This is a genomic window from Lampropedia aestuarii (genome assembly GCF_004803635.1).
Classification (GTDB): Bacteria; Pseudomonadota; Gammaproteobacteria; order Burkholderiales; family Burkholderiaceae_C; genus Lampropedia; species Lampropedia aestuarii.
Window position 1 is genome coordinate 79,291 of sequence record NZ_SSWX01000009.1, and the last position, 23,283, is coordinate 102,573.

The window sequence follows — 23,283 nt, forward strand, 5'->3', positions numbered from 1 at the left end:
GCAGCTGCGCTGCGGGCCATGGCTCTCAGGCCGCTGGCCGGTGTTTGACAAACACCGCGTCTTGCGGCCCTGCACTGCGGCCTTCGGTGCTGATTGGCAGCAGGGTCTCGATCTGCCAGCCGCGGCGCTGGTAGAGCTGCGCGGCACGGCTGTCGATGCTGGTCTCCAGCCAAATGCGTGCTTGCGTTTGAAACAGGCTTTGCTCGGCCTGGTGCAGCAATGCGCTGCCAGCGCCCAGCCCTTCGTGCTGGGGTTCAACAAACAATGCAAATACGCAGGCCTCAGCGTGGTCGGCAATCGCAAAACCCAGCACGCAGCCAGCAGCCTCTGCCACCCACGTGCAGTCCTGGGCGTGGATCAGCTCCAGCACCGCTTGCTCGGTGATGCCCAGCTTGGCCAACTGCTGCATCGACAAGTGGTTTTCGCAGACCGCTGTACGGATTGCAAAAATACGCGCCACATCGGCTGGTATCGCCAGCCGAATTTGCAGTGCCTGTGGGCGCTGCCGCTCAAGCACCCAACTGTTCCCAGCGCTCAAGAGCTGCCATCAACTCGTCTTCGATCACACTGGCGCGTTCGGTCAAAGCCGTGGCGCGAGGCAGGTCACTGCTGTAGAGGCTGCCATCGGCCAAGGCCTTGGTGATATCGGTTTGCTCGGCCTCCAAGGCTTCAATCAGTGCTGGCAAGGCGTCGAGCTCGCGCTGCTCTTTGTAGCTGAGCTTGCGCTTGGCCGCCGCTGGTGCCGGGGCGGGCGCAGTTGCGGGCGCGCTGGCTGCATTTTTGCTGGGCGTATTGAGGCGTTGTGCAGCCAGTGCTTGCTGCTCGCGCATGCGCTGCGACTGGATCAGCCAGTCTTGCACACTGCCATCGTATTCACGCCATATGCCATTGCCTTCAGCCGCCAGAATGCTGGTGACAACGTTGTCGACAAATGTGCGGTCATGGCTGACCAGAAACACCGTTCCATCGTAGGTTTGCAGCAGCTCTTCGAGCAGCTCCAGCGTTTCCATATCGAGGTCGTTGGTTGGCTCGTCCAGTACCAGCACGTTGGCTGGCTGGGCAAACAAACGCGCGAGCAACAAACGGTTGCGCTCACCGCCAGAGAGCGACTTGACTGGCGAGCGCGCACGCTGTGGCGAGAACAGGAAGTCACCCAAATAGCTTTTGACGTGCTTGCGCTGGTTGCCGATTTCAATCCATTCGCTGCCAGGGCTGATGAAGTCTTCTAGCGTGGCCTCGGGGTTGATGGCCTCGCGCATCTGGTCAAAATACGCAATGCGCAAATTCGTGCCTTGGCGCACTGTGCCCGAATCGGGCTGCAACTCCCCCAGAATCAATTTGAGCAACGTGGATTTGCCTGCGCCGTTGGGGCCTAGCAGGGCGATTTTGTCGCCACGCATGACCGTTGTGCTGAGGTCTCGAATCAGTTGCTTGTCGCCAAAGCCTTTGCTGACATTGGTCAGCTCGGCCACGATCTTGCCGCTGGAGTCGCCGCTGTTGAGACCCATGCGCACATTGCCCAGCGCCGTGCGGCGCTCAGCGCGCTGCTGGCGCAATACTTCGAGGCGGGCGATGCGGCTGACACTGCGGGTGCGGCGCGCTTCCACGCCTTTGCGAATCCAGATCTCTTCCTGGGCCAGCAGTTTGTCGGCCTTGGCGTTCTCGACCGCTTCCTGCGCCAGTTGTTCTTCTTTTTGCGCGCGGTACTGGGTGTAGTTGCCGGGGTAGGAGCGCAATTGGCCGCGGTCGAGCTCGACCACACGGGTTGCAACCTGGTCCAGAAAGGCCCGGTCGTGGGTGATCACGACGATGCTGCCTTTGAACTCTTTGAGCAGGCCCTCGAGCCAGGCAATCGAGTCCAAGTCCAAATGGTTGGTTGGCTCATCGAGCAGCAGCAAGTCGGGCTTGGTCACAAAAGCCTGGGCCAGCGCGACGCGTTTTTTATTGCCGCCAGACAGCGTGCTGACCAGGGCGTCCTTGTTCAGGTGCAAGCGCTGCAGAGTCTCTTCTACGCGCTGCTCCCAGTTCCAGCCATCGGCCGCTTCGATTTGGGTTTGTAGTGCATCCAGATCAACCCCGTCTTCATGCCGGAAGTAAGCTTCGCGCAGCGCAATCACCTGGGCCAGGCCCGCTGAGACTGCATCAAAAATGGTTTGGGCCGGATCGAGATCCGGCTCTTGCGGCACATAAGCAATGCGTAGGCCGTTTTGCAAATGGATTGCGCCATCATCGGCGTGCGCAATGCCCGCGATGATTTTCAACAACGAGGACTTGCCTGCGCCATTGCGGCCAATAAAAGCGATGCGTTCGTTGTTTTCGACGGAAAAATCCGCCTTGTCGAGCAGGGCCACATCGCCGAAAGCCAACTGCATGTTCAAAAGGGTAATCAGTGCCATAGGGCGCGATTATCCTGCTTATCGTGCGAACGGGGCTTTCACACTACTTTTTAAAGCAGTTTGTTGGCTACTGTTGACACAGATGCGCTAGCGGCGAGCAGCTGTATTTTGCGCCGCTGGCTGAGCTTGCTGCGCTTATGCGCTGGGCTGGTCTTGGCGTTGTTGTTCGGCCGCTTTGGCCTCGCGCTCCAGGCGCGTGTCTTGCCAAGGCCAATGGCCGTTGATTTCAACGCCCAAAGAGATGCTCAAAAAGGTCCGCACCAGCACCAGACCGGCCAGGATCAGCAAATCGTCCAGCGTGGGGGCAATCACCAGCGATTGCAGGATGTCGGCGGCCACCAGAAATTCCAGTCCCAGCAAAATGCTGCGCCCCAGCGTTGAGCGAAACGACGGGTAGGCCTGCGAAAAACTCGATTGCCAGGCATTTTTGACAAACAAACAAGTGGCTGCTGCAGCGCCAATCACAATCGCCAAGGTACCACTGACCTCCAGCAAGGTGACGGCCAGCTCATAGAGCCGATTGAGCTCCCAGTGTTCTCCAGCAAAACTCAGCATCAGATTCCTCCTCTCCCTGCGCGGGCAATATGGATGCGGCCATTATCTTGGCATTTGCTGCTGCTGTTTGCCGCTGGCCAGGTGCGTCTGAGACAGACCGCATGAGACAGCCCACATTGTTCAATCATGGGTGTATGCGACACGGCATTTGTTGGGCACGTTGGCCTCGATCTATGCATCCTACTGGTAGTTTTTGTATGAATGACAGCAGTGCTGTACGATGCAGACGGCCACCACTTCCAGCCGCGGTCACACTGCTGCCTTCCTTCTAGCAATTGCTGCTACCAGTGTGAGCCTGCATTTTTAAATCAATTACTAACAATTGGTAGTTAGTTAATTTTCATTGAAATTCATGGTCACAATAGGCGTGGCATGGGGCAATCTGCTGGCCGCTTATACAAGCGTTTTCAATGGCGCAATCGACACCGGTGGTAACTGCATTGCTGGTTGGCGCAGGCGCGTACCGTATCCAACGGCTTACTGGTGAAGCTGAACAGATTGACAATTGGGCCGAGCATTTGCAGCAACACAAGCGCGTCTGCAAAGCCCGTGCGCAGGTACATGAAGCCGTGCGGCGCTACCACTGAGGCTTTAACAGTTATTCGATGGTAGTTGCGAGCCGCTTGTTATGCCACGACGTTTTGGCGAGCCAGATGCTTGTTCGCAAAATCGACATACCAATCCAGGCAATCGGGATTGGCCATGGTTTCGCGGTTAATGACTTTCTCCACGGCTTGTCCCAGCATCAGCTTTTTGATGGGCAGCTCCTGCTTCTTACCGCTCAAGGTGCGCGGTATTTGCTCCACTTGTACGATGGCATCGGGCACAAAGCGTGGCGACAAGGCCAGGCGGATGCTGTTGGCCAAACGCTGCCGCAAGTCCTCATCAAGGAGGATGCCGTCGCGCAGCACCACGAACAGCGGCATATAGCTGTCGCGGCCCAAATACTCCAAATCGACAACCATCGAGTCCAGCACTTCGGGCAGGGCTTCAACGGCGCTGTAGAGTTCGCTGGTGCCCATGCGCAGGCCATGGCGGTTAATGGTTGCGTCTGAGCGGCCATAGATCACGCAGCTACCGTCTGAGCCAATCGAGATCCAGTCGCCATGGCGCCAAGCAGCCCCGGCACTGGCTGGCAAATCGCCGCCATGGGGGTTGCGACCATGGCCGGCAGGGTAGCTGTCGAAGTAGCTGCTGTGGTAGCGCTGGCCTTCTTTATCGCCCCATAAATACAACGGCATGGATGGAATGGGCTGGCTGCACACCAACTCGCCCACCTGGTCGAACACTGGCTGGCCGGCCTCATTCCAAGCCTGCACAGCTGCGCCCAGCATGCGGCACTGCATGCGCCCAGGCGTTTGCGGCAGTTGGCGGTTGCCGCCCAAAAAGGCACCTGCGAAATCCGTGCCACCAGAGATATTGCACCACCACACGCCCTGGCCGCCATCGCCCGAAACGCCGGCTTTGCGCATGAATTCCGTGCCCCATTGTTGTACGTCTTCGCTCAGTGGCGAGCCGGTACTGCCCAGCGCGCGAATGCGGCGCAGATCGCCACAGTCGGCTGGATCAATATCGGCCTTGGCGCACAGTGCGTAAAAGGCTGCGCCGACGCCAAAAAACGTCACGCCGTGGCGGGCTGCAAAGCGCCAAAGGGTCGTCATGTCTGGGCGGTCTTTTGGACCGGCCGGGTTGCCGTCAAAAATCACCACCGTGCAGCCGCGCTGCAAGCCAGCCACTTGCGCATTCCACATCACCCAGCCGGTTGAGCTGTACCAGTGGTAGCGCTCGCCAAAGCTGTTGGCCTCGTAGCTGCAGCCCAGGTCATTGTGCAAAGTGCCCAGCTGCATTTGCACCATCATCATGCCGCCGTGGCCATGCACAATCGGTTTGGGCAGGCCGGTCGTGCCACTGGAGTAGACAATCCACAGCGGGTGGTCAAATGGCAACCACAGTGGCTCGAACACTTGTGTGGCAGCATCGTCACGCGCTGCCAGTTCGGCAAAATTGGCGTAGCCCGACCATTGCACATTGTCTTTGCGGTTGCCCACGACGATGGCGTGCCGCAGTGAGGGCAAGGCCTGGCGAATTTGCTCACTGACAGCTTGCCTGTCGAAACTTTTGCCGCCGTAGACCACGCCATCGACAGTGAATAAGACCACAGGCTCAATCTGTTTGAATCGGTCCAGCACCGCATTGATGCCCATATCAGGCGCGCAGATGCTCCACACACCACCGACACTGATGGTGGCCATAAAAGCCACGATCGTTTGTGCAATATTGGGCAGGTAGGCCGCAACCCGGTCACCGGGTTGCACGCCCATGGCCTGCAACTCCACGGCCAAGGCCGCAACCTGCTGGCGCAGTTGCGGCCAGCTCAGCGTTGTCACCTGGCCATCTTCGTTGTCAGCAATGACCGCTGGCAGGCCTGCCGCATCGGCAGCCTCGACATGGCGCAGGATTTGTTGGGCCATGTTGACTTGCGCGCCTTCAAACCATTGCGCACCTGGCATCACGTTCTCTTTGAGCACCTGCTTATAGGGCGTTGGCGACTGCAGGTCGCAGTAGTCCCAAATGCTCTGCCAAAAGTCTTCAATCTCGCTGGTAGACCACTGCCACAGTGCGTCATAGCTGTCGAAAGTCAGGCCACGTGTGCGTTGCAACCACTCTTGGTAGAGCTGAATTTGGGGAATATAAGCAGGTGATGTCATGGCCTTGAGGGTAAGCAGTCAGGCCCGCTTGTGCCTCAGTGTTTGTACCGAGGCTCTGTCGCGCAAGAGATATGCACAGCAGCGGTGGCCCAGGATCGCCATCGGGCTGCCGCATCCACTAGTGCCTCTTCATGCCTTAAAAGGCCCTTCTCGCTGACAGATTGAAGGCGCGCGGTGCTTACAGGCCAATGCCGTAGTAGTAGGGCCGCTGCATCCCATTCAGCACCCAATGTGCCTTGCCATTTGGGCACGCCGACGGCCATTGCATGCTCGCCCGGTTGTGGGGACGCTGATCACGCGCCAATACACGGCATACAACAGTTCAAGGCTTTCACATCAGGTTCTTACAAGCCATGAAAAAAGGGCGCTAAGGCCCTTTGGTATGGTGCATGAGACGCGCCTGGCTTACTCGCTGGCGCGCAAAAACAGCTGGTAAGCCGGGTTATTGCTTTCTTCCACATACGGGTAGCCCAACTCGTTGAGAAAGGCCTGGAATGCCGCATCGTCTTCTTGCGGCACCTGTATGCCGACCAGGATCTTGCCGTAGTCCGCGCCCTGGTTGCGGTAGTGGAACAGGCTGATGTTCCAGCTCGGCTGCATCAGGCTGAGGAACTTGAACAAGGCACCTGGTCGCTCAGGGAATATGAAGCGCAGCAAACGCTCGTTATTGGCCAGTGGCGCAGGGCCGCCAATCAGGTGGCGCAAATGTTCTTTGGCCAGCTCGTCTTCAGTCAAATCCAGGGTTTTGAAGCCGTGCGTGTCCAGGTGGTTGGTGATTTGCTGTGACTCGCCTGGTCCATTGGTGGACAGGCCGACAAATACATGGGCGGCTTTTTTGCCGTTGAGGCGGTAGTTGAACTCGGTGACGTTGCGCGCCGCGCCTGGCAATTGCGCAATGGTTTGGCAGAAATTGCGGAAGCTGCCGCGTTCTTCTTTCATCGTCACGGCAAACAATGCTTCGCGTTGCTCACCAACCAAGGCGCGCTCTGCGACAAAGCGCAGGCGATCAAAGTTCATATTCGCGCCGCACAAGATCGCCGCGTATGTCTCGCCCTGCTTGTTTTGCAAGGCTGCGTATTGTTTGGCTGCAGCCACGGCCAATGCACCGGCTGGCTCCACAATGCTGCGGGTGTCGATAAAAATGTCTTTGATGGCCGCACACACTTCATCCGTGGTCACGGTGACATAGCCATCGACCAGCTCGCGGCTGATGCGAAAGGTTTCTTCACCGACCAGCTTGACGGCCGTGCCGTCCGAGAACAAGCCGACGTCGGCGAGTTCGACGCGCCGGCCTGCCTGGGCCGACTGGATCATGGCATCCGAGTCGTTCATTTGCACGCCGATGACCTTGACATCGGGGCGCACGGCTTTGATGTAATTGGCCACGCCTGCGACCAAGCCACCGCCCCCAATGGCTACAAACACCGCATCCAGGCGGTTGTTGCCCAGGCTTTGCAGCTGGCGCAGCATTTCCATGGCAATCGTGCCCTGGCCGGCAATCACGTCCGGATCATCAAACGGGTGCACAAAGGTCAGGCCTTGTTCGGCTTGCAGTTTGAGCGCGAATTGGTAGGCATCGCTGAAACTATCACCAGAGAGCACGACTTCACCGCCGAAACCGCGCACCGCATCAATCTTGACCTGGGGGGTCGAGACTGGCATGACCACTACGGCGCGCGCGCCCAGCTTGCGTGCGGACAAGGCCACGCCTTGTGCGTGGTTGCCAGCCGAGGCACAAATCACACCGCGCTCGAGCTCAGCCGGGGTGAGATTGGCCATTTTGTTGTAGGCGCCGCGCAGCTTGAAGCTGAACACCGGTTGTTGGTCTTCGCGTTTGAGCAGTACCTGGTTGCCAATACGGGCGGAGAGTTGACGCGCGGGCTCTAAGGGTGTTTCAACTGCCACGTCGTAGACGCGGGCGGTGAGGATTTTCTTCAAATAGTCCGAAGGACTGAGGCAGGAGGTGTTGGTCATGTGGAGCAATCGGCTCAGCAGATGCAGTAGCGCAGCGTCAGCACAAACAACGCCTTGCTCAGCATCGGCTATACGGCATTGGGATTCGCGCAAGCAAGGCCGGCAGCGCATTCCCGTCAGATGAAAAGACCCATCATAGGACGATTCCTGCTCTTTGGGTTTGGTCAGAACCAGCGAAATAGCCAGAAATGCTTTAAAAAGTAGGCTGCAGTCGCATGCGAGAAGTCCATGGGCAAGAAAAAAGCCCCGTAGTCATTGCTGACTGCGGGGCGAATCCACCATTTGAGAGGTGGAGGAGACAAATGGTAGTTAAATGGTGTTAATCCAAACCTACATCAGGATCAATAGGGTTAACACCATTAACAATGCTGCTATTGTAGATCGTTTTTGCATTTTTGTGCTGCGTCGCAAAAAACAGTTGATAAATTAACAAAGGATTGAAATATGGAATGCACGGTTAGTTGGACTGGCGCAACAGGTGCGCGCTCTGGCATGGGCTTTTTGGCAGAAACAGGCAGTGGCCATGTATTGGTGATGGATGGGGCTTCTGATGCGGTCAAGCCGGAAAACGGCGGCCAGAATCTGGCGCCGCGCCCGATGGAGACTTTATTGGCCGGCACAGGCGGCTGTACCGCTTATGACGTGGTGCTGATCCTCAAGCGTGGCAGGCACGATGTCAAAGGCTGCAGCGTCAAAATCACCTCAGAGCGTGCCGAGACGGATCCCAAGGTATTTACCAAAATCCATATGCATTTCACGCTGCAGGGTGAGGGCTTGCCAGAAGCTGCGGTGGCACGCGCCATTGAGCTCAGCCATGAGAAGTACTGCTCGGCCAGCATCATGTTGGGAAAAACAGCCGAGATCACCACCAGTTTTGAAATCCTGGTTGCCTGAGAACGTGTTTGCGATCTTTTTGCAGTCGCCCGTCGACATGGCTTGGTTTGTGGCCAAAACTCCAGCGTTTGGGGCGCTGTCGCTATCGGCCTTTCATCATGTGGGCCTAAACACCTAGTCCATGGTAAAGGCATGTGCAGGCCTGCCAACATGCTTGCATGGTGACCTGCACACATGCCTTGCGCCCGGTACAAGACGCAGGGGTTATGACTTGGGTGGCTGTTCTGGCGCAGTGGCGGTGGAGTCCTCCAGCGGGTGATCCACCGCCTGGATTTTGCGCACCACTGGTGTGCCTGCTGCCACAATGCCCGCGACCACCCAAAAGACGGCACCGACACCAATCAAAGCGCCAAATGAACCGGCGACCATGGGCATGAAAAAGCTTGATGCGTTGATGAACATCAGGCGAATGCCCAAGGCTTCGCCTTGGCGGTTGGCAGGTGTGACCTGGGTGAGCAAGCTCATGATCATCGGTTGCACGCAACCCAGTGAAGCACCCAGCACAATCGCGCAAACAATCATCTCGGCCGCGTGTGTCACCATCGGGTAGATGGCAAATACCAGTACCGTGATGATGCACGAGGTGGCAATCACACGTTTTTCCGAGTAGCGTGAGCTGATCATCGGCAAGGCCATGCGAATCAGCGCGGCTGCAATCGCAAAGGCGCCCAAAATCGTGCCAATGGTCGAGGCACTGAGGCCGCGCTCGTAGCCCAGGATAGGCACCAGAAAGGTGTGGATGTCCCAACTGGCCGATTGCAGCCAGTTGACAAACAAGATGTAGCGGAAATTGGCCGAGCGCAGCAAATCCCATGCATGGGTCGGTGCGGCTTTGGGGTCATAAGGCTCGTAAGGCAATTCACGCACATGCATCACCAGCAGCCAGGTAATCAGTGGCAGCACCGCGAGCACTGCGAAGCTGATGCGAAAAGCCTGCAAATCACCAGACACGAGGCCGGCATGGTCGATCAACAGGCCCACCCCAAATGGCCCCAAAAAATTCGAGACTGCAGGGGCAATGGCCAGCCAGCTGAAGAACTGTTTGCGTTCTGCATTCGAGGTGGCCGCTCGGCCAATGTGGCGCTGCAGCACAATCACCGTAATGCCAGCAGATGCGCCAGTCAGCATGGCGGCAATGCACAGCACAGGAATCGATGGCAGCGCCGTGGCCAACACCATTGCCAGGCCAGCGGCAAGAACGGCAAAACCCATGGGTCTGCGCACACCGTGGTGGTCGGCATATTTCCCGGCCGGAATCGCCAAAAAGATTTGGCTGAGCGCAAACAGCGCAATCAAGGCTCCTACGGCCCCTGCGCTATAGCCCAGCGACAAGGCCAAGAGCGGCGCTGCCAAGCGCAAACCGGTCATTGTGGTGTGCAGGAAAATTTGTGCAAAAACCAGCCGCAATAATTCGTTTCGTGACATGCACCGTCTCCATTGTTTCGTGCGTAAGGCCCGCACCCACCAGCAGCATTCTATGAGTTTAAACACCTTAATCACGCCTATCTGAGGGCGCTGGCGCTGTGAGCGGTGCGCTTTTTTGGGCGATACTGCGCAGCATGACTTCACCAGAATTGACCCCCATTCCAATGCCCGCTGCTGCGCAGTCAGAGACCATTGCCGTGTTCTACCAAAGCCCCAGTCTTGCGCCTTTGCTGCAGGCCCTGCAAGGGGCCTGGCCCGAGGCGCAATGGGCAGTCTGGCCTGAAGTGGCCCCGCAGGCTACCAAAGCCGTGGTCTGGGCACCTACGCAGGCCTTTATCGACCAGCATCCCCACTTGCAGTACCTGTTTAATATGGGTGCTGGCGTTGATGCATTGCTGCAGCTGCAGCTGCCCGAGCAGTTGCAGGTGGTGCGCATTGAAGATGGCGGCATGGCCGTCCAAATGGCTGAATACGTCACGTATGCGGTGCTGCGCCATGTGCGTGAGTTTGACCATTACGCCCACAGCCAAGCGAAGGCGCAGTGGCAACCGCGTGCGATGCAGCAACGCGCCGACTTTCCGATTGGCGTGATGGGCCTGGGCGTGCTGGGGGCACACGTTGCCAAAGTTTTGGCTGGGCTAGGGTTTGAGGTCAATGGCTGGAGCCAGAGTCCTAAACAGATTGAAGGCGTGCATACATATGCAGGAGAGGGCGAATTGTCCGCTTTTTTGCAAAGCAGCCGCATTCTCGTGTGTTTGCTGCCGCTCACACCCGCCACCGAAGGCATTCTGAACCGTGCCCACTTGCAGCAACTGCAAGCGGGGGCCTACCTGATCAATGTTGCTCGTGGCGGCCATTTGGTCGAAGCCGATTTGCTGGCCTTGTTGGAAGAGGGCCATCTGGCCGGTGCGATGCTCGATGTTTGCCAACCCGAGCCTTTGCCTCCAGAGCATCCGTTCTGGCGGCATCCACGCATCGCATTGACGCCGCATATTTCTGCCCAGACTGGTCAACAAGAAGCCGCGCAGCAAATCACTGCCAATGCACGGCGCATTGCCTCTGGCCAAGCGCCGCATGGGCTGGTCAATCGCAGCGGTGGTTATTGAGCTGCGCTAAAAGGAAGGGGTTGTATGTCTGATCTGTTTGCACAAGAGCCCGCCGCTCCCCTGGCCGAAGTGCTGCGACCTAAAACGCTGGAGGAGGTGGTTGGCCAGTCCCATCTGCTGGGCGAGGGCAAGCCCCTGCGTTTGGCATTCCAGTCGGGTCGGCCTCACTCGATGATTTTCTGGGGGCCGCCCGGTGTGGGTAAAACCACTCTGGCGCGGCTCACGGCCACGGCGTTCAAGTGCGAGTTCATTGCCTTGTCGGCAGTATTTTCTGGTGTCAAAGACATCCGAGCGGCGATGGAGCAGGCCCAGCAAAACCTCGCCATGGGCAAGCACACGATCTTGTTTGTCGATGAGATTCACCGCTTCAACAAGTCCCAACAAGATGCCTTGTTGCCCTATGCAGAAAGCGGGCTGGTGACTTTCATCGGTGCGACCACTGAAAACCCGTCGTTTGAGGTGAACTCGGCCTTGCTCTCGCGCGCGCAGGTTTATGTGCTCAAGTCCCTGACGGACGAGGAGTTGCGACAGTTGTTGCAACGGGTACAGGATGCGGGTGCGCTGCCTGGCTTGCAATGGCAGGAGCAGGCCATTGAAACCACCATTGGTTATGCAGACGGCGATGCCAGGCGGTTCTTAAACCTGCTGGAGCAAACCAGTACAGCGGCCAATGCCTCAGGCATTACGGAGATCACGGCCGATTTTTTGCACAACGCCCTGACCTTGAACAGCCGGCGTTTTGACAAAGGCGGTGACAACTTCTACGACCAGATCTCGGCGCTGCACAAATCGGTGCGCGGCTCGCATCCCGATGCAGCGCTGTATTGGCTCACCCGCATGTTGGACGGCGGCGCAGATGCCCGTTATTTATCGCGTCGCATCGTGCGCATGGCCTGGGAGGACATTGGCCTGGCCGATCCCCGCGCGATGCAAATTGCCAATGATGCAGCCCTGACCTATGAACGCTTGGGAAGCCCTGAAGGCGAGCTGGCGCTGGGTCAAGCGGTGATTTATTTGTCCATAGCGCCCAAAAGCAATGCCGGCTACAACGCCTACAACCGGGCCAAGGCTTTTGTGAAGCAAGACAAAAGCCGCGAAGTGCCAGTGCATTTGCGCAATGCGCCCACCAAGCTGATGAAGGAGCTCGGTTACGGCCATGAGTACCGCTACGCCCATGACGAGCCCAATGCCTATGCTGCCGGCGAGACCTATTTGCCTGACGGCATTGAAGAGCCCGGTTGGTACCAGCCGGTGCCAAGAGGCCTGGAAGTCAAGATTGCAGAGAAATTAAACAGACTGAAACAGTGGGACAAAGAGGCCGGTAACGCGTGATGCTGCACGAACCAAGCCAAGCCAAGCCAAGCCAAGCCAAGCTTGCTGTCGGCGTGTTTTCGCTAAGCAGACAAGAAGGGTATTTGCTGCCTGCAGTGCGATGAAATACGAAAACAATCGTGAACTTGCACACAAGCTGTCACACTAGCCAGAGGTGGGTTGCTAAAATATGTAAACATTTTTAAGTAATCCATCAGGATGTCTCGTGTCTTTGGTTTTTATTGGTCTTTTTGATCTGCCGCGCCACCCTGTCGCACAGCCGCTGCAAGGCTCTCATTTGAGCGATTGCACAATGGTTTCGTGCGCAACAGTGTTTGGCCATGGCCTGGCAAGTAAGTTGGCTGGAGGCCTCAACAACAAAATACATTTGTTTTCAAGTGCTTTCCGTTTGTGTTCATTTTCGAACAGTTTCTTTCTGCGGAGCACACTTGTCGCATGAGCTTTCGCCGCAGACCTGGCCAACGTGGTTTATCGTTGATGGATATTGTGCTGATGCAGCTGTTGCTGGTGATGGTGTGCGCGACCCCGTTTGTGATCAGCTGGCTCAATAGCATGCATGTCGAGCGCAGCAAAGGCGCGCTGATTCAGGCCAGCCAGCATGCGCGCGCCTTGGCACTGCGTTATGCTGACCCCACGAATGGCGATGCACCCACGCCTTCTGCGCCGGTAGCAGGCATCAAACTGTTGCCCAATGCGATTGTGCTGGTGTGCAGAAAAGACCCTTCTGACAGCAACTGTCGTGAAGGTGGCTCGAACGTCGAGTGGCGTGCGGACTTGAGCCGAGGCGTTGGTGTGGCCGTGACCATCAACCAGCAAAACGAAGTCATTTTTGGCTTTGACCATACTGGTGCCTTGCTGGCGCAAGCAGATTTCAGAATATCCAAAGGCATGGAATACGAAGCCGGCCAACTGTATTGAGGTTTGCCTCGCCCTGCAATGCGTTGTGAACAGGCTCTTAAAAGACCAGCGCGCAAACCTAAACGGAGTCGCAAGGCCCAGTTTTGCTTCTGCATGAGCGACAATAAGGCGATGCAGGATCGATCTTGGCCTTAGAACGTGTTTACGATCTTACAAGCTTGGGCCTGCTTTGCAGACCGCGTTCTTGGCCACAGCATGGAAACACAGTGCCGCAGGCCATTGACGCAGCATCGCAGCATCGACCGTTTTGCACCGTTGTATGCTGACTGGCGCGCGACGGCGCATCCGTTGTGAGCAGGTGCAGTCTTGCATTCGATGCCATGATGGTTGCCTGCACGTTTATCAATCGACCCCTACACTGCCATGTTAGACATTACGCTGCTTCGCAAAGAACTCGATACAGTCATTGCCAAATTAGAAACCCGTAAACAGCCCCAGGCGTTCTTGAATGTCGAGGCCTTTACCGCCTTGGAGAATGAACGCAAGACCATTCAGTCACGCACTGAAGAGTTGCAGGCCAGCCGCAATAGTCTGTCCAAACAAATTGGCCAGCTCAAAGCCAAAGGCGAGAATGCCGATGCCGTGATGGCCGAAGTGGCACAACTCAAGAACGAGCTGGAAACCTCGGCCGAGCGTTTGGAGCAGATTCAAGCCCAATTGCTGCAGCTGCTGCAGGCTGTACCCAATTTGCCGCATGATTCGGTGCCCGTTGGCAAAGACGAGAGCGGCAATGTGCCAGTGCGCAGCTGGGGCCAGGCACGCAGTTTTGACTTCCCAATCAAAGACCACGTGGATCTGGGCGAGCCCTTGGGCTTGGATTTTGAAATGGGCGCCAAAATCACCGGTGCGCGTTTTACTGTGATGAAAGGCCAAGTGGCGCGTTTGCACCGCGCGCTGGCGCAATTCATGCTGGATTTGCAGACCGAGCAGCACGGCTACCAAGAAACCTATGTGCCCTACATCGTCAACGCCGATTCACTGCGCGGCACAGGCCAGTTACCCAAGTTTGCCGATGACTTGTTTGCTGCGCAAAAAGGCGGCCAGGGCGCTGAGCCTGAGCCAGACCAGACGGCGCTGTACCTGATCCCGACCAGCGAGGTGCCGCTGACCAATTTTGTGCGTGACACCATCACTGCCGAAGCGCAATTGCCGATCAAACTCACGGCCCATACCGCCTGCTTTCGCTCGGAAGCGGGCAGCTATGGCCGTGACACCCGTGGCCTGATTCGCCAGCACCAGTTCGACAAGGTAGAGATGGTGCAAATCACCCATCCTGAGAAAAGCTATGAAGCACTGGAAGAAATGGTCGGCCATGCCGAAGCTGTTTTGCAAGCGCTGGAGCTGCCCTACCGCGTTGTGAGCCTGTGTACCGGCGACATGGGCTTTGGCGCAGCCAAAACCTATGACTTGGAAGTCTGGGTGCCGGCGCAAAACACGTACCGTGAAATCAGCTCAGTGAGCAATTGCGAAGCTTTCCAAGCGCGCCGCATGCAAGCACGTTTTAAAAATGCAGCGGGTAAAAATGAGCTGGTGCACACGCTCAACGGTTCTGGCCTGGCTGTTGGCCGTGCGTTGGTGGCCCTGCTGGAGAACCACCAGAATGCCGATGGCAGCATCAGCATTCCGGCAGCTCTGCGCCCTTATATGGGTGGGCTCGAGCGTATTGGCTGATCGACTGCCGTCGCCTCCGCATACACAATGGCACAGCAAGGTGCCATTTTTTTCGTGGCATCGCCTCTGGAACTGTCATGCAGGTGCTTGTTGCAAACGCGCAATTGGTTTAACAATAGCCAATGAGGCATAGTCTTTGCGCCAGGCGCAGTGGCTATCCGCACGTTTTCAGCCAAGGCTGGCACAATCGAGCAGGCATCGCTGCCAACATTGCCCATCATAGGATTGCGATTTACATGAAATTCCAAGGTACCGACAACTACGTTGCTACGCAAGATTTGACCCTGGCGGTCAACGCCGCTATTGCGCTGGAGCGCCCTTTGCTGGTCAAGGGCGAGCCAGGGACAGGCAAAACCATGCTGGCTGAAGAAGTGGCTCAATCGCTGGGCTTGAATCTGCTGCAGTGGCACATCAAATCCACCACCAAGGCCCAGCAAGGTCTGTATGAATACGATGCAGTGAGCCGCTTGCGTGATTCGCAGCTGGGTGACGACCGCGTCAAAGACATCCACAACTACATTGTCAAAGGCGTGTTGTGGCAGGCTTTCACGGCTGAGCAGCCGACCGCCTTGCTGATCGATGAAATTGACAAGGCCGATATCGAGTTTCCCAACGATTTGCTGCGTGAACTCGACCGCATGGAGTTTTATGTTTACGAGACGCGCGAATGGGTCAAAGCCCGTCAGCGCCCGATTGTGTTCATTACCTCGAACAACGAAAAAGAACTGCCCGACGCGTTCTTACGCCGCTGCTTTTTCCACTACATCAAGTTCCCAGAGGCCGAGACGATGCAAGAGATCGTCAAAGTGCACTTCCCGCATTTGAAGGGCGAGTTGCTGGCCGCTGCGCTCAAGAGTTTCTATGAGGTGCGCAGCATTCCGGGCCTGAAGAAAAAGCCCTCGACCAGTGAGCTGATTGATTGGCTCAAGCTGCTCGTCGCAGAAGATATTCCAGTTTCAGCCTTGCGCAGCCAGGACGACAAAATTGCCATGCCACCTCTTTTGGGCGCTTTGCTTAAAAACGAGCAAGATGTGTCCTTGTTCGAGAAACTGGTATTTATGAACCAGCGCAACCGCTAAACAGGTTGCGGCTTTTGCTTCTGCAAGCCCGCTGCGCTGTTGCACTGCACTTCGCAACGAAGGAATTTGTGATGCTAACAACCGCTCATTCATCTGCGCGTCAAACACGCATTGGGCATGTGCTGGCGCAGTGCGCGGCCAGTCTTGGCATGGCGGCGCTGCTGATGGCCTGTGGAGATGGTTACCGTGGCTACTTCATCTGGGGCAACAAACCTCCTGCAGAAGACGACGACTCTGGGTTGGTCATTATCATCACCAAATCCCAGCTCAGTGCCGCACAAGAGGTGCGGCCGCTGAACAGGTATCAGACCAAACTGCAGCACAGCAGCGCGGCCTTGCAAAGCGAGCTGTCGCGTTTGCAGACCACCGATGAGGCCCGCTGTGAGCTGGGGGCTGTTGTGTACGAATTGGAGCTGCAATGGCCACAGCGCGCTGAGCGCTACCGCTCGAACAATTGGTCTTGTAGCGCAGCTCCAGCAGTCCATATCAAAGACTATATTTCCGCTGTAGATTTAGCCCGTTTTGCACAGCAACTGGCCAAGGAGCAATGAACAATGGCATTTGTAGAGGCGGTCCGTTTGGCCGCACAAGGAGTGGTGCTTGAGCCTTTGGGCTTGCAGCACGAAGCGGGCTTGCGCGCTGCGACACAAGATGGCCAGTTATGGACGTTGCGCGTGACCTCGGCACCTGAACCTGACCAGGTGCGCAGCTATATTGAGGCGGCACTGGCCGCTCGCGAACAAGGCCAGCGCTTTGCGTTTGCCGTGCTCGATGAAGCCTCTGGCGACGTGCTGGGCACCAGCAGCTACCATGATATTGTGCCTGCCGTGCGGCGCGTCGAGATTGGCTACACCTGGTATGCCAAACGCGTGCAGCGCACGCATGTCAACTCCACTTGTAAGCTGCTGCTGCTCACGCATGCGTTTGAGACCTTGCAATGCCAGATCGTGGGTTGGCGCACTGACAACTTCAACTACGCCAGCCAAAAGGCGATTGAGCGGTTGGGGGCGAAAAAAGATGGTGTGATTCGCGGCCACGCGCTGCGCCGAGATGGCACGATCCGTGACACGGTGATGTACAGCATGAGCGCGTTTGAATGGCCCGAAGCGCGTGCGCAACTGCTCGACCAACAAGCCAAATACCGGGCCCATGGCTGAGGAGCCGCACATGCTGCCCCGATGTGCTCAAGCGCTGCTTCAGGCTGGTGCTGGCGCCTCTGCCAGCAGGCCCACGTATGGCCTGGCAACCAAATCCAGAATCGGGATATGCAATTGCTGCGTGAGCCGAATGAACATATTGAGTTGTTCATCTGGCACGATTTCAAACACCCGGTTGGCTACCCGCTCTACGTACCGCTCGCCCGAACGCTCCAGGATTAAATTGAGCGCGACCAAAATCAGCTCGAGGATGCTGTGCGGCTCATCGCTTTGTCGCAGCGAGTGCACAACCTGGATCGCCTCCTCGTTTTGTTGCAGCTGCAACAAGTCGATCAAATATATTTTGCAGGCCGCCAAACTGCGATTTTTGGCGCGTTTGGGCCCTTCTGCGGCGTTGGAGGGCACGGCGACCACTGGGGCTGGTGGGGGCGTCTGCGATACGCCGCGCAGTAAACCGGCCTGCTCTAGTTTTTTCAACAGCGGCACACAGTCCTTGCCAAAAATGTCGACCATGTCGGCTAATGAGCGCGCGCCGTTTGACAGGATCAGAATTTGGCGCTCTTTGGGCGCCAATTGGCTGCGTGCTTCTAATGCAAAAACGCCGCTGGCGGTTTTCTCGATGGTCATGGGCCTTTCTCTCAAAATGCGAGATGCAAGGACTGTAGGCTGGGAATATGAAAGATTGATTACATAATTTTTAAAATGGATCAAAAGCGATGCTGATTGATTTTTTCTATACCTTGCGCGCCGGGAAACTGCCTGTATCGGTCAAAGAGTTCCTGGCTTTGCTCGAAGCCTTGGACAAGGGCGTGATTGGCCCCAAGGCCGAGAACCCGACCAGTCTGGACGATTTCTACCACCTCTCGCGCACTATTTTGGTCAAGGACGAAAAGCACTTTGACAAGTTCGACCGCGCTTTTGCAGCCTATTTCAAAGGCGTCGAGATGCTGACCGACTACAGCAAGGAAATCCCTGACGACTGGCTGCGCAAGCTGCTTGACAAAGAACTCAGCGCCGAAGAAAAAGCCGCGCTCGAGGCCATGGGCTGGGATGAGCTGATGGAAACCTTTAAAAAGCGCTTGCAAGAGCAGCAAGAGCGCCATGAGGGCGGCAGCAAATGGATAGGCACGGGCGGCACTTCGCCGTTTGGCAATGGCGGCGTGAATCCGCGTGGCATTCGTGTGGGGGGCAAAGGCGGCAATAAAACGGCCGTCAAAGTCTGGGATGCGCGCATGTACCGCGACTATGACGACACCCAAGAGCTGGGCACGCGCAACATCAAGGTCGCGCTGCGTCGCTTGCGCAAATTTGCCCGCACCAGCAACGAGCTGGAGCTGGATTTGCAAAACACCATCCAGTCCACGGCGGCCAATGCCGGCTACCTGGACATCAAGATGGTGCCGGAGCGGCACAACAACGTGAAGGTGCTGCTCTTGATGGATGTGGGCGGCACGATGGACGAGCACATCAAGCGGGTCGAGGAGCTGTTTTCCGCGGTGAAAACCGAGTTCAAGCACCTGGAGTTTTACTACTTCCACAATTGCGTCTACGACTTCGTGTGGAAGAACAACAAGCGCCGCTTTGCCGAGAAGTTCGACACCTGGGATGTGATGCGCAAGTACAACAAGGACTACAAGCTGATCTTTGTTGGCGATGCGACCATGAGCCCGTACGAAATTTTGCAACCCGGTGGCAGTGTGGAGTACAACAACCCGGAAGCCGGTGCTGAATGGTTGCAGCGCCTCACCAATGCCTTTCCTCACCACGCCTGGATCAATCCTGAGCCGCAAGGCGTATGGGGCTACCGCCAAAGCATTGCCTTGATCCAGCAATTGGTTGGCAACCGCATGTTTCCGCTGACCCTCAAAGGCCTGGAAGATGCGATGCGCTTGCTCTCCAAATAAGACGCAGTAGGCCGCGCGCAGGCGACACAGCGGCCTGCGCCCTGCTGTCAGTGCAGTGGTGGCTGCTGCATCTGAAAATGCAGCAAGCTGAAGTACAGCGTCACATCACCAGCCTGGTCGACAAAGGTGCCCAGCGCATGCTGCAGGCGGGCGGCAATGCACAGGCACTCCAGTGCTTCGGCTTGGCCGCCGGCGATTTCTGGGGTTGTGAGCAAGGCCAAACCATTGTTCATGCCAAATTCGCGCACCACAGCCAAAGCCTCGCCATGTTGGGCTGGCAAGGCGTCATTGGCCCAGGCCCACAAAAAGGTGCCGCCGCTTTTGGAGCTGGTGCCCACCAAACACACGGTGGCCACGACATCGCCCAAGGGGCTGTCAAAAGTCAGGGTCGCAGTGTCCAGATCCCAGCGGTAGGGCGCGCCTTGCAGCGCAAAACGCTGCTGCCACACCTCGTTGCGCTCAAACATCTGTTTGACCGTATCTTTACTCCATTGCGTCCAATCGGTGTCGTTGTGCATCGTGCTGCTCATGCTGCAGGCCTCAGGGTTTCATGCTGCCGGTGCGCTGGGCCCGGTCATGCCAGCTCAGGGCTTCGCTGAGAATCGTTGGTGTGTGCTTGCCAACCGACTGGAACAGGGCGCGCTCGTAATAGTCTTGCAGCAGCGGCTTGTAGTCGGGGTGGACGCAATTGGCAATGATGCTGCGGGCCCGCTCTTTGGGGGATAGGCCGCGCAAATCGGCCAAGCCCTGGTCGGTGACAATGATTTGCACATCGTGCTCGGTGTGATCGACATGCGAGACGCTGGGCACAATGCAGGACACATCGCCATTTTTGGCAATCGAATTGGCCATGAAAATCGACAAATAGGCATTGCGGGCGAAGTCGCCCGAGCCGCCAATGCCGTTCATGATCGCGCTGCCGTTGACGTGGGTGGAGTTGACGTTGCCGTAAATATCGGCCTCGATCATCGCGTTCATCGCAATCACGCCCAGGCGGCGAATCAGCTCTGGGTGGTTGCTGATCTCTTGTGGGCGCAGCACCACTTTGTCGCGGTAGAAATCGATGTTCTTCATGAACTCGTGCTCGCCTTCTGGGCTCAATGACAAGGCCGTGCACGACGCGTTCGCCAGTTTGCCCGAGCGCAGCATCGCCAGCATGCCGTCCTGCAGTACCTCGGTGAAGGACGTCAGGTTCTCAAACGGCCCATCATTCAAACCGGCCAGCACCGCATTGGCAATATTGCCCACGCCGGATTGCAGCGGCAACAAATCTTTGGGCAAGCGACCCAGTTTCACCTCGTGTTTGAAGAACTCGATCAAATGCCCGGCAATGCGTTTGGAGGAATCATCGGGGGCTTTGAAAGCCGAATTGCGGTCCGACTTATTGGTCGGCACAATCGCAATGACTTTGTTTGGATCACAGCGCAAGTACTGCTCGCCAATGCGGTCGCTGGTCTTGGTCAGCGGAATTGGCACGCGGTGTGGTGGCAATTGCGTGCCGTAGTAAATATCGTGCATGCCGGCCAGAGCCAGCGGCGCGTATTCGTTGACTTCCAAAATCACCAGGTCGGCCTGATCCAGCCAGGTCTTGTTGTTGCCTACTGAAGTTGATGGAATTAAGCTACCATCTGGTAGGATGCCTGCGACTTCAATCACGGCGACATCGAGCTTGCCAAAAAAGCCAAACCACACATACTGCGCAACATGCGAGAGGTGCATGTCGATGTACTGCATGCTGCCTTCGTTGATGCGTTTGCGGCCAATCGGATCGGACTGGTAAGGCAGGCGCGTATGAATGCCGTTGACTTTGGCCAGTGCCCCATCAATTTCAGGCGCAGTCGAGGCACCAGTCCACAGATCAATCTTGAACGATTTACCTTGCTCGTAGAGTTTTTCAATGCGGTTGGCCAGGGCTTGCGGTACCGCGTTGGGCGAGCCTGAGCCGGTAAAACCGCTCATGCCGACATTGGCCCCTTCTGGAATCAACTCGGCCGCCTGCTCGGCGGTCATGATTTTGCTGTGCAGCGCAGTGCATTGGATACGATCAAATTCTGGCATAGCTGTGCTTTGGCTTGATGGGTCAAAAAGAGACTTGCATCGTACGCCCGATCAATTAATCACACCAATGATTCAAGGGTTTTTAAGTAGGTGTTATCCCTAGATTTCCGGTCAAACAAGGTAAATGCAGCGAGCCATTGGCAGCTTTTCACAGCCTGCCAAATGCAGGTTTGTACTGGCTGGTACGCTCAGTATTGATGATCTCTTTGACGCGCGAAATTCTGTCAACATATGCGCCCAGCAGTAGGATGACGCAGGCTTATGCATGGCCGTGCGCATGTATTTTTGCTTGCCCAAAATGCATGAATGCAACGGCATGCTGAGTCGATTTTTCGCGCAATCCGCACAGAGGCGGCTGAAATTGGTTGGTGGGGTATTGGGTTGAAATGGCCTGCGTTTTGACTATGCCGTCCTGGTGGCTGCGGGCCAGCCACTACAACCTACTCAGATGGCACATGCAGGGTATGCGCGGGCGCCGCAGGGCAAGGCCACCAGGCACGGCATGCCCACGGCAGCTGCTAACAAAAGCCCTTAAAAGCCATTTAGCCAATACGCATGCACCCGCGAGTCGGCGCCCAATTCGGGGTGAAAACTGCAGCCCATCACTTGGCCTTGTTGTACCAAGACGGGCGTGCCATCGCAATCGGCCAACACCTGTACTTCGGGGCTGAGCGCGGTAATGCGTGGCGCGCGAATAAACACCGCTTCTAATGGCCCGCCCGCCAAATTGGTTTGGGCACTGGTGATATGCGAGTCGCGTTGGCGCCCATAGGCGTTGCGTTGCACCGTCACAGCCAGTGCGCCCAAGCTGGGTTGCTGGGGTAATACCGCTTGCGCTAGCAAAATCAATCCTGCGCAAGTGCCTAAACAGGGCTTGGTTGTGACAAATTCCTGCAGCGCCGCATACAGCTGGGGCGTTTGCTGCAGGTGGTGCAGCATGGTGCTGGATTCGCCGCCAGGTAAAACCAGGCCATCGATGCCTTGCAGATCGGCCGCTGTGCGCACCCACAGGCAGTCAGCGCCCAGCTGGCTGAGCATGCGGGCATGCGCTTCGTAGGCGCCTTGCAACGCCAAGATGCCAATGGTGGGGGCTTTCTTGCCAGTGGGCACTCGCATCTCAGTCGCCTCGGTTTTGCAATAAGCCAGTCGGTTCTAGCGAAGACACCGCCAAGCCCTGCATGGCGCTATCGCACTCTGCGCTGCATTCGGCCACGATGGCGGCGTCGTCAAAATGGGTGCAGGCACGCACAATCGCTTTGGCACGCTGTGTGGCTTCTTCTTGGCTGGCGTAGGTTTGACCGTTGTTCATGAAAATGCCTGAGCCGACAAAAATGGCTTGTGCGCCCAATTGGCGCATCAAGGCTGCGTCGGCAGGCGTGGCAATGCCACCAGCAGAGAAATTAGGCACTGGCAACTCGCCGGTTTGGGCGACTTGCTGCACCAAGGCAAACGGCACACGCAAATCGCGCGCGGCCACATACAGCTCGTCGCTGCGCAACGCAGACAAGGCACGGATATCGGCCATGATTTGGCGCATGTGCTTGACCGCATGCACGACATCGCCCGTGCCTGGCTCGCCCTTGGTTCGGATCATCGCTGCGCCTTCATTGATGCGGCGCAGGGCTTCGCCCAAATCGCGCGCACCACAGACAAACGGCGTATCAAACGCTTGTTTGTCGATGTGGTGAACCTCGTCAGCCGGGGTCAGTACTTCACTCTCGTCAATGAAGTCCACGCCCAAATGTGCCAACACCTGGGCTTCGGCAAAATGGCCAATGCGGGCCTTGGCCATGACCGGAATTGACACCTCGGCCATGATGGCCTGAATCAGGCGTGGGTTGGCCATGCGGGCGACGCCGCCTTGCGCGCGGATTTGTGCGGGCACACGCTCGAGCGCCATCACCGCGCAGGCTCCGGCGGCTTGGGCAATGTGTGCTTGCTCGACCGTGCAGACATCCATGATGACGCCGCCTTTGAGCATTTCTGCCAAGCCGACTTTGAGGCGTTGTTGTGCAGGCAGTGTGGCCAAGGGCGTGGCGGAGTTGTCAGGGTGGGCAATCGTGTTCATGGATGGTCTTTCATCTGTCTCAAGAGACGGTTGTGCAA

At 57.0% G+C, this 23,283-nt stretch carries 21 protein-coding genes; 10 read left to right on the forward strand and 11 right to left on the reverse strand.

All coding sequences use genetic code 11. From position 1 onward, the window contains the following. Positions 1-25 precede the first annotated feature (25 nt). From E8K88_RS08510 to E8K88_RS08520, 3 genes are all read right to left on the reverse strand, one after another. Positions 26-538 carry a GNAT family N-acetyltransferase gene (locus tag E8K88_RS08510; protein WP_205880050.1) on the reverse strand — a complete coding sequence of 171 codons (513 nt, stop codon included), beginning with the start codon at positions 536-538 and terminating at the stop codon, positions 26-28. Further along, positions 510-2,396: an ATP-binding cassette domain-containing protein gene (locus E8K88_RS08515; RefSeq protein ID WP_136406232.1), complete on the reverse strand. Its 1,887-nt coding sequence runs from the start codon at positions 2,394-2,396 to the stop codon at positions 510-512. Before E8K88_RS08515 ends, E8K88_RS08510 begins: the two co-directional genes overlap by 29 nt. Before the next feature lie 135 nt (positions 2,397-2,531). Further along, a complete protein-coding gene (locus tag E8K88_RS08520) occupies positions 2,532-2,951 on the reverse strand; it encodes a DUF1622 domain-containing protein (protein ID WP_136406233.1) in 420 nt (139 codons plus the stop codon). Between the two features lie 410 nt (positions 2,952-3,361). Between E8K88_RS08520 and E8K88_RS18010 the strand changes: the two genes are divergently transcribed. Continuing rightward, positions 3,362-3,538, forward strand: coding sequence for an MFS transporter (locus E8K88_RS18010; protein ID WP_168797284.1), 177 nt, complete (start codon positions 3,362-3,364; stop codon positions 3,536-3,538). Positions 3,539-3,577: 39 nt separating this feature from the next. Here E8K88_RS18010 and E8K88_RS08525 read toward each other — a convergent pair whose 3' ends face one another. Further along, positions 3,578-5,659, reverse strand: coding sequence for an acetoacetate--CoA ligase (locus E8K88_RS08525; RefSeq protein ID WP_136406234.1), 2,082 nt, complete (start codon positions 5,657-5,659; stop codon positions 3,578-3,580). 405 nt (positions 5,660-6,064) lie between these two features. Next, on the reverse strand, positions 6,065-7,633 hold the full coding sequence (gene ilvA, locus E8K88_RS08530; protein WP_136406235.1) for a threonine ammonia-lyase, biosynthetic: 1,569 nt from the start codon (positions 7,631-7,633) through the stop codon (positions 6,065-6,067). 444 nt (positions 7,634-8,077) lie between these two features. Here ilvA and E8K88_RS08535 point away from each other — a divergent pair, with 444 nt between their 5' ends. Further along, entirely contained in the window at positions 8,078-8,527 is a 450-nt protein-coding gene (locus tag E8K88_RS08535; RefSeq protein ID WP_136406236.1) for an OsmC family protein, read from the forward strand. A gap of 204 nt (positions 8,528-8,731) precedes the next feature. Here E8K88_RS08535 and E8K88_RS08540 read toward each other — a convergent pair whose 3' ends face one another. Further along, positions 8,732-9,952, reverse strand: a complete 1,221-nt coding sequence (locus E8K88_RS08540) for an MFS transporter (protein ID WP_136406237.1) — start codon at positions 9,950-9,952, stop codon at positions 8,732-8,734. A 164-nt stretch (positions 9,953-10,116) separates the two neighbouring features. On the opposite strand from E8K88_RS08540, the gene E8K88_RS08545 reads away from it, so the two are divergent. The 7 genes from E8K88_RS08545 (at position 10,117) to E8K88_RS08575 (ending at position 17,215) form a co-directional block, all read left to right on the forward strand. Beyond that, complete coding sequence (locus E8K88_RS08545) at positions 10,117-11,058, forward strand: 2-hydroxyacid dehydrogenase (RefSeq protein ID WP_136406312.1); 942 nt, start codon at positions 10,117-10,119, stop codon at positions 11,056-11,058. 24 nt (positions 11,059-11,082) lie between these two features. Further along, entirely contained in the window at positions 11,083-12,390 is a 1,308-nt protein-coding gene (locus E8K88_RS08550; RefSeq protein ID WP_136406238.1) for a replication-associated recombination protein A, read from the forward strand. Positions 12,391-12,825: 435 nt separating this feature from the next. Continuing rightward, entirely contained in the window at positions 12,826-13,308 is a 483-nt protein-coding gene (locus E8K88_RS08555; protein WP_136406239.1) for a hypothetical protein, read from the forward strand. Positions 13,309-13,671: 363 nt separating this feature from the next. Next, entirely contained in the window at positions 13,672-14,979 is a 1,308-nt protein-coding gene (gene serS, locus E8K88_RS08560; protein WP_136406240.1) for a serine--tRNA ligase, read from the forward strand. Between the two features lie 236 nt (positions 14,980-15,215). Beyond that, positions 15,216-16,058 carry an AAA family ATPase gene (locus E8K88_RS08565; protein WP_136406241.1) on the forward strand — a complete coding sequence of 281 codons (843 nt, stop codon included), beginning with the start codon at positions 15,216-15,218 and terminating at the stop codon, positions 16,056-16,058. Between the two features lie 71 nt (positions 16,059-16,129). Continuing rightward, positions 16,130-16,609, forward strand: coding sequence for a hypothetical protein (locus tag E8K88_RS08570; RefSeq protein WP_136406242.1), 480 nt, complete (start codon positions 16,130-16,132; stop codon positions 16,607-16,609). A 3-nt stretch (positions 16,610-16,612) separates the two neighbouring features. Next, positions 16,613-17,215 (forward strand): GNAT family N-acetyltransferase, encoded by a 603-nt coding sequence (locus tag E8K88_RS08575; RefSeq protein WP_136406243.1) that lies wholly within the window; start codon positions 16,613-16,615, stop codon positions 17,213-17,215. A 39-nt stretch (positions 17,216-17,254) separates the two neighbouring features. On the opposite strand, the gene E8K88_RS08580 is transcribed toward E8K88_RS08575, so the two are convergent. After that, positions 17,255-17,842, reverse strand: a complete 588-nt coding sequence (locus E8K88_RS08580; protein WP_136406244.1) for a hypothetical protein — start codon at positions 17,840-17,842, stop codon at positions 17,255-17,257. Positions 17,843-17,931: 89 nt separating this feature from the next. Between E8K88_RS08580 and E8K88_RS08585 the strand changes: the two genes are divergently transcribed. Then, on the forward strand, positions 17,932-19,119 hold the full coding sequence (locus E8K88_RS08585) for a vWA domain-containing protein (protein WP_136406245.1): 1,188 nt from the start codon (positions 17,932-17,934) through the stop codon (positions 19,117-19,119). 47 nt (positions 19,120-19,166) lie between these two features. Here E8K88_RS08585 and E8K88_RS08590 read toward each other — a convergent pair whose 3' ends face one another. The 4 genes from E8K88_RS08590 to pdxS form a co-directional block, all read right to left on the reverse strand. Then, positions 19,167-19,649 carry a DUF6882 domain-containing protein gene (locus E8K88_RS08590; protein ID WP_240754418.1) on the reverse strand — a complete coding sequence of 161 codons (483 nt, stop codon included), beginning with the start codon at positions 19,647-19,649 and terminating at the stop codon, positions 19,167-19,169. Positions 19,650-19,659: 10 nt separating this feature from the next. Continuing rightward, positions 19,660-21,177: an acetyl-CoA hydrolase/transferase family protein gene (locus tag E8K88_RS08595; RefSeq protein ID WP_136406246.1), complete on the reverse strand. Its 1,518-nt coding sequence runs from the start codon at positions 21,175-21,177 to the stop codon at positions 19,660-19,662. 531 nt (positions 21,178-21,708) lie between these two features. Next, on the reverse strand, positions 21,709-22,293 hold the full coding sequence (gene pdxT / locus E8K88_RS08600) for a pyridoxal 5'-phosphate synthase glutaminase subunit PdxT (RefSeq protein ID WP_136406247.1): 585 nt from the start codon (positions 22,291-22,293) through the stop codon (positions 21,709-21,711). Position 22,294: 1 nt separating this feature from the next. Beyond that, positions 22,295-23,245, reverse strand: coding sequence for a pyridoxal 5'-phosphate synthase lyase subunit PdxS (pdxS, locus tag E8K88_RS08605; protein ID WP_136406248.1), 951 nt, complete (start codon positions 23,243-23,245; stop codon positions 22,295-22,297). Between the last annotated feature and the right edge of the window lie 38 nt (positions 23,246-23,283).

Bases quoted from the DNA above. Each gene is read 5' to 3' on its own strand.
- E8K88_RS08540 (WP_136406237.1), bottom strand. From the start codon at position 9,952: ATGTCACGAAACGAATTATTGCGGCTGGTTTTTGCACAAATTTTCCTG.
- ilvA (WP_136406235.1), bottom strand. From the start codon at position 7,633: ATGACCAACACCTCCTGCCTCAGTCCTTCGGACTATTTGAAGAAAATC.
- E8K88_RS08570 (WP_136406242.1), top strand. From the start codon at position 16,130: ATGCTAACAACCGCTCATTCATCTGCGCGTCAAACACGCATTGGGCAT.
- E8K88_RS08535 (WP_136406236.1), top strand. From the start codon at position 8,078: ATGGAATGCACGGTTAGTTGGACTGGCGCAACAGGTGCGCGCTCTGGC.
- E8K88_RS08575 (WP_136406243.1), top strand. From the start codon at position 16,613: ATGGCATTTGTAGAGGCGGTCCGTTTGGCCGCACAAGGAGTGGTGCTT.
- E8K88_RS08525 (WP_136406234.1), bottom strand. From the start codon at position 5,659: ATGACATCACCTGCTTATATTCCCCAAATTCAGCTCTACCAAGAGTGG.
- E8K88_RS08590 (WP_240754418.1), bottom strand. From the start codon at position 19,649: ATGAGCAGCACGATGCACAACGACACCGATTGGACGCAATGGAGTAAA.
- E8K88_RS08520 (WP_136406233.1), bottom strand. From the start codon at position 2,951: ATGCTGAGTTTTGCTGGAGAACACTGGGAGCTCAATCGGCTCTATGAG.
- E8K88_RS08555 (WP_136406239.1), top strand. From the start codon at position 12,826: ATGAGCTTTCGCCGCAGACCTGGCCAACGTGGTTTATCGTTGATGGAT.
- E8K88_RS08515 (WP_136406232.1), bottom strand. From the start codon at position 2,396: ATGGCACTGATTACCCTTTTGAACATGCAGTTGGCTTTCGGCGATGTG.
- E8K88_RS08565 (WP_136406241.1), top strand. From the start codon at position 15,216: ATGAAATTCCAAGGTACCGACAACTACGTTGCTACGCAAGATTTGACC.
- E8K88_RS18010 (WP_168797284.1), top strand. From the start codon at position 3,362: ATGGCGCAATCGACACCGGTGGTAACTGCATTGCTGGTTGGCGCAGGC.
- pdxT (WP_136406247.1), bottom strand. From the start codon at position 22,293: ATGCGAGTGCCCACTGGCAAGAAAGCCCCCACCATTGGCATCTTGGCG.
- pdxS (WP_136406248.1), bottom strand. From the start codon at position 23,245: ATGAACACGATTGCCCACCCTGACAACTCCGCCACGCCCTTGGCCACA.
- E8K88_RS08595 (WP_136406246.1), bottom strand. From the start codon at position 21,177: ATGCCAGAATTTGATCGTATCCAATGCACTGCGCTGCACAGCAAAATC.
- E8K88_RS08550 (WP_136406238.1), top strand. From the start codon at position 11,083: ATGTCTGATCTGTTTGCACAAGAGCCCGCCGCTCCCCTGGCCGAAGTG.
- E8K88_RS08545 (WP_136406312.1), top strand. From the start codon at position 10,117: ATGCCCGCTGCTGCGCAGTCAGAGACCATTGCCGTGTTCTACCAAAGC.
- serS (WP_136406240.1), top strand. From the start codon at position 13,672: ATGTTAGACATTACGCTGCTTCGCAAAGAACTCGATACAGTCATTGCC.
- E8K88_RS08580 (WP_136406244.1), bottom strand. From the start codon at position 17,842: ATGACCATCGAGAAAACCGCCAGCGGCGTTTTTGCATTAGAAGCACGC.
- E8K88_RS08585 (WP_136406245.1), top strand. From the start codon at position 17,932: ATGCTGATTGATTTTTTCTATACCTTGCGCGCCGGGAAACTGCCTGTA.